At 75.1% G+C, this 4,543-nt stretch carries 5 protein-coding genes; 3 read left to right on the top strand and 2 right to left on the bottom strand.

The features are described 5' to 3' along the window. Positions 1–44: 44 nt before the first annotated feature. Positions 45–692 carry an HAD family hydrolase gene (locus ACPYOM_RS20970; RefSeq protein ID WP_481340481.1) on the bottom strand — a complete coding sequence of 216 codons (648 nt, stop codon included), beginning with the start codon at positions 690–692 and terminating at the stop codon, positions 45–47. Between the two features lie 25 nt (positions 693–717). Beyond that, the gene (locus ACPYOM_RS20965; RefSeq protein ID WP_481347430.1) at positions 718–1,899 is read right to left on the bottom strand and encodes an N-acetylglucosamine-6-phosphate deacetylase; all 1,182 of its coding nucleotides are present in this window, start codon (positions 1,897–1,899) and stop codon (positions 718–720) included. A 45-nt stretch (positions 1,900–1,944) separates the two neighbouring features. Between ACPYOM_RS20965 and ACPYOM_RS20960 the strand changes: the two genes are divergently transcribed. The 3 genes from ACPYOM_RS20960 to ACPYOM_RS20950 all read left to right on the top strand — a co-directional run. Continuing rightward, on the top strand, positions 1,945–2,622 hold the full coding sequence (locus ACPYOM_RS20960; RefSeq protein ID WP_481340477.1) for a uracil-DNA glycosylase: 678 nt from the start codon (positions 1,945–1,947) through the stop codon (positions 2,620–2,622). Next, positions 2,619–3,443, top strand: a complete 825-nt coding sequence (locus ACPYOM_RS20955) for an SGNH/GDSL hydrolase family protein (RefSeq protein WP_481340475.1) — start codon at positions 2,619–2,621, stop codon at positions 3,441–3,443. Before ACPYOM_RS20960 ends, ACPYOM_RS20955 begins: the two co-directional genes overlap by 4 nt. A 244-nt stretch (positions 3,444–3,687) precedes the next feature. Beyond that, positions 3,688–4,543: type IV toxin-antitoxin system AbiEi family antitoxin domain-containing protein (locus tag ACPYOM_RS20950; protein ID WP_481347429.1), on the top strand; the 856-nt coding region annotated here is incomplete at its 3' end.

Here is a 4,543-nt window from a genome sequence, read left to right as displayed (position 1 = left end):
TCCGTCGTCGGCAGCGTCAGATGTGTATAAGAGACAGGCCCTGCTCAGCCGAGCAGGGCGTCCCGCAGCCCCGCCGCGTCGTGCGCGAAGACGGTCGGACGCACGCCGTGGAGGGCCTCGGTCGTGCCCGCACCCCACGTCACCGCGAGGGTGTCGACGCCCGCCGCCTTGCCGGCGAGGACGTCGACGACGGCGTCCCCGACGTACACGGCGTCGTTGGAGCCGCGGCCGAGGCGCTCGAGGCAGGACAGGATCGGGGTCGGGTCCGGCTTGTGCCGTTCGGTGTCCTCCATCGCCACGAGGACCTCGACGTGCTCGGCGAGCCCGAGGATGTCCATGGCCTGCTGCGCGGAGTCGCGACGCTTCGAGGTGGCCACCCCGACGCGGACGCCGGCGCCGCGCAGGTCGCCGAGGACCTCACGGACCCCGTCGTAGCCGCGGATGAGCCGCTCGGTGTTGTCGGCGTTCCACCGCAGGTAGGTGTCGTAGAGCTCGTCGGCGTGCTCCGGCGAGTGGTCGCGGAAGGCGTTGATGAGCGGGCGGCCGATCCACGAGCGGATGACGTCGGGGTCCTCCTCACGCCCCAGCACGCTGCGGAAGGCGTGCTGGTACGAGTCCACGATGAGGGGGATCGTGTCTGCGAGGGTGCCGTCGAGGTCGAAGACGGCGGTGGTCCAGCGGGGAGAGTTCACCGGGCGAGCCTAGGGCCTGCCACGCTCAGCCGAGCCAGCGCCCGCCCCGCATGACTCGCCGCACCCGGCCGGCCGCGTCGACGACGACGAGGTCAGCGCGGGCGCCCGCGGCGATGATGCCGCGTCCGTGCAGCCCGAGGGCCCGGGCGGGCGTGCCGGACCCGCTGCGCGCGGCGGCCGCCAACGGCACACCCGAAGCCACGGCGCGCGTGACGAGGTCTGCCACGTGGCTCGTGCCGCCCGCGATGGAACCCGGAGCCGTGCCGTCGGGGTCGCGCGCGAGGCGGGCCACCGCGTCGCGAACGACCACATCGAGCCCCCCGAGCACGTACGAGCCGTCGCCCACGCCGGCCGCGGCCATCGCGTCGGACACGAAGGCCACCCGGTCCGGGCCGACGAGGTCGAGGACGGTGCGGGTCGTGTCGTCGCAGACGTGCGCGCCGTCGGCGATGAGCTCGACGGTGGCCGTGCCGCGCGCGGCGGCCCGGAGCATCGCGGCGACGGCGCCGGGTTCGCGGTGGTGCCACGGGTCCATGCCGTTGAACAGGTGGGTCGCGATGTCGGCACCGGCGGCGAGGGCCTGCTCCACCTGCGGGAACGTCGCGGTCGTGTGGCCGACCGCGGCGTGGACTCCGGCGTCGGTGAGCCAGCGGACGAGGTCGAGGCCGTGCGAGCACTCGGGCGCCACCGTCACCTGGCGCACGTGGCCGCGACCGAGGTGCAGGAGGCGCTCGACCTCGGCGAGCGAGGGGTCGCGCAACAGCGTCGGGTCGTGGGCGCCGCAGCGGGCCTCGGACAGCCATGGCCCCTCGAGGTGGATGCCCTCGACGAGCCCGTCGTCGGCGAGCTCGGCCAGCATCGCGACCCCGCGCTCGAGGTCGGCGGGCGACATCGTCACCAGGCTCGCCACGACGCTCGTCGAACCGCGCTCGTGGTGGTGGCGGGCGGTCGCGGCGGCCGCCTCGTCCCGCAGGTCGGTGAACGCCGTCCCACCGCCGCCGTGGCAGTGGATGTCGACGAACCCGGGCAGCAGCGTCCCCTCGACACGCTCGACCGGAGCGCCGGACGCTCCGCACCCCCGAGAGGCGTGGGGGACCTCGCGGTCCGCGGGGGTGACGTCGAGGACGCGGTCGCCCGCGACCCGGACGAGGACGTCGGGCAGCACGACGTCGTCGACGAGGGCAGGGCCGCGCAGGGTGAGCTCCATCGGGGTCGATTCTGTCGCACCCGCCGCGGCTGTAGCGTGTGGGCCGTGCCAGCGCGTCCCCTGAGCGAGCTCGTCCACCCGACGTGGGTGCCCGCCCTCGAGCCGGTCGCGGACACCATCGCCGCCATGGGCGAGTTCCTCCGCGCCGAGGTCCAGGCCGGTCGCGGCTACCTCCCCGCGGGCGAGGCCGTCCTGCGCGCCTTCCGGCTGCCGCTGCCCGACGTCCGGGTCCTCGTCGTCGGGCAGGACCCGTACCCGACACCCGGCCACCCGGTCGGCCTCAGCTTCAGCGTCGCCCCGGACGTGCGGCCGGTGCCTCGGTCGCTGCAGAACATCTACCAGGAGCTGGGTACCGACCTGCGCCTCCCGACGCCCTCGAACGGCGACCTCTCGCCGTGGTTCGAGCGCGGCGTCATGCTGCTCAACCGGGTGCTCACGGTCCGCCCGGGCAAGCCCGCCAGCCACCAGGGCAAGGGCTGGGAGACCGTGACGGCACAGGCGATCTCGGCCCTCGTTAGCCGCGGCGGGCCCCTCGTGGCCATCCTCTGGGGCCGCCAGGCGCAGTCGCTCGCACCGATGCTCGGCGACGTGCCCCGCATCGAGTCCGCCCACCCCTCGCCGCTGTCCGCCCGCTCCGGCTTCTTCGGCTCGCGGCCCTTCAGCCGCACCAACGAGCTGCTCGCCCGGCAGGGCGCCGACCCCATCGACTGGAGGCTGTCATGACCCAGCCCGCACCCGGCGTGCACGTGCCGCGCGTCTGGACCCGCTACGTCGCGATCGGCGACTCGTTCACCGAGGGGATGTGCGACGACGACCCGGCCTTCGCCCACGACGGCGAGTTCGCCGGCTGGGCCGACCGGCTCGCCGCCCACCTGTCCGGCATCGCCTCGGCGGCCGGGCAGGACTTCGGCTACGCCAACCTCGCCGTCCGCGGCCGCAAGCTCGCCGACGTCGTCGGCCCGCAGCTCGACGACGCCCTCGCCCTCGAGCCCGACCTCGTCAGCATCGTCGGCGGCGGCAACGACATCCTGCGACCGAAGGCCGACCTCGACGGCCTCGCCGCGCGGCTCGAGGTCGCCGTGGCCCGCATCCGCGCCACCGGCGCCGACGTCCTCATGGCCACGCCCGTCGACCCCGCGGACGCGCCCCTCGTCAAGGCCACCCGTGGCCGGGCCGCGATCCACTCGGCCAACATCTGGAGCATCGCCCGCCGCAACGGCGCCCACGTCATCGACCAGTGGGGCCTGCACGCGCTGCGCGACTGGCGCATGTGGTCCGAGGACCGCATCCACATGACCACCGAGGGGCACCGTCGCGTCTCCCTCGCCGCCCTCGAGGCGCTCGGGCACACGCCGTCGGAGGCAGGGTGGGAGACGCCGCTCGACCCGGCTCCCCCGATCAGCCGCCGCGAGGCGCTCCAGGCCAACGCGCAGTGGGCCCGCGAGTACGTCGGCCCGTGGGTGCACCGGCGCCTCACCGGCCGCTCCTCGGGCGACCACCGCTCGGCCAAGCGCCCCGACGTCACGCCCGTCGAGCCGGACTGACCGCCGCGCCGACCGCCGCGCCGACCGCCGCGCCGACCGCCGCGCCGACCGCCGCGCCGACCGCCGCGGGCGACTGACCCCGCGTCCGGACGGCCGCCGAGCGGGACCGATGACGGAGGCTCACGACGGGAGAGCCTTCGGCTGAGCACGGGGCCGCGCCGTCGGGCGCCGAAGTACGTCACCGTTCCCCAGTGGCTGTGGACGACGCCGGCGAGCCCCCGTCGCGCGTTGGCAGCCTCAGGTCATGTCCACCGACGACTCCACCGGCGCCGCGTCCGCCCGGCGACGGGCCCGACGCCGCACGACGGCCGACGTCGCGACTGCCGTCCACCGACTGGGCGGCACCTGCACGTGGCGCGAGCTGCGCCGGGCAGTGTCCTGGCGCCTCATCGCCCGCGCCACCGAGGAGGGCGTGGTCCGGCACCCGGGCCGGGGCGTCTACACGCTCGCGGGCGCCCACGACGGCCGGGTGGTGGCCCGCCGCCTGACCGGCGTCGCGTCGCATCGCACCGCCGCGCTGCACTGGGGCTGGAAGGTCAAGTGCTCGCCGCCCCTCCCCGACGTCGCGATCCCGGCGAACCGCAAGCTGCGTGCGAGCGCGGAGGGCCTGTCGACGCTGCACCGCCGAAACCTGGACCCGTCCGACGTCTCCGGCGGCTGGGTGACGACGCCGGTGCGCACCGTCATCGACTGCTGCCTCGACCTTCCCTTCGACGAGGCACTGTCGGTCTTCGACTCCGCGCTGCGCAGCGGGCTGCCCCGCCAGGTCGTCGTCTCGGCGACGGCACGTCTCGGCCCACGGCACCGGGCACGCGTGCTCGCCGTCGAACGACACGCCACGGCGAAGGCGGCGAACCCGTTCGAGTCGGTGCTGCGCGCCATCGCGCTCGGCGTCGACGGAACGTGCTGGGAACCGCAGCACCGGATCCGGTACGACGACTTCTTCGCCCGCGTCGACCTCGCCGACGAGGCCCTCGGCATCGTCCTGGAGGCCGACAGCTTCGAGTTCCACGGCGAGCGGGCGGCCCTGGGTCGTGACTGCGAGCGCTATGACGAGCTCGTGGCCCGCGGCTGGCTCGTGCTCCGTTTCTCGTGGGAGC

Source organism: Monashia sp. HAY1-2A (genome assembly GCF_056755315.1).
The sequence above is the reverse complement of the archived record's forward strand: the minus strand, read 5'-3'. Positions and strand labels throughout refer to the sequence as shown.

What these genes read in the sequence shown, in the direction of transcription:
- ACPYOM_RS20955 (WP_481340475.1), top strand. Translation starts at nt 2,619, where the DNA reads ATGACCCAGCCCGCACCCGGCGTGCACGTGCCGCGCGTCTGGACCCGC.
- ACPYOM_RS20965 (WP_481347430.1), bottom strand. Translation starts at nt 1,899, where the DNA reads ATGGAGCTCACCCTGCGCGGCCCTGCCCTCGTCGACGACGTCGTGCTG.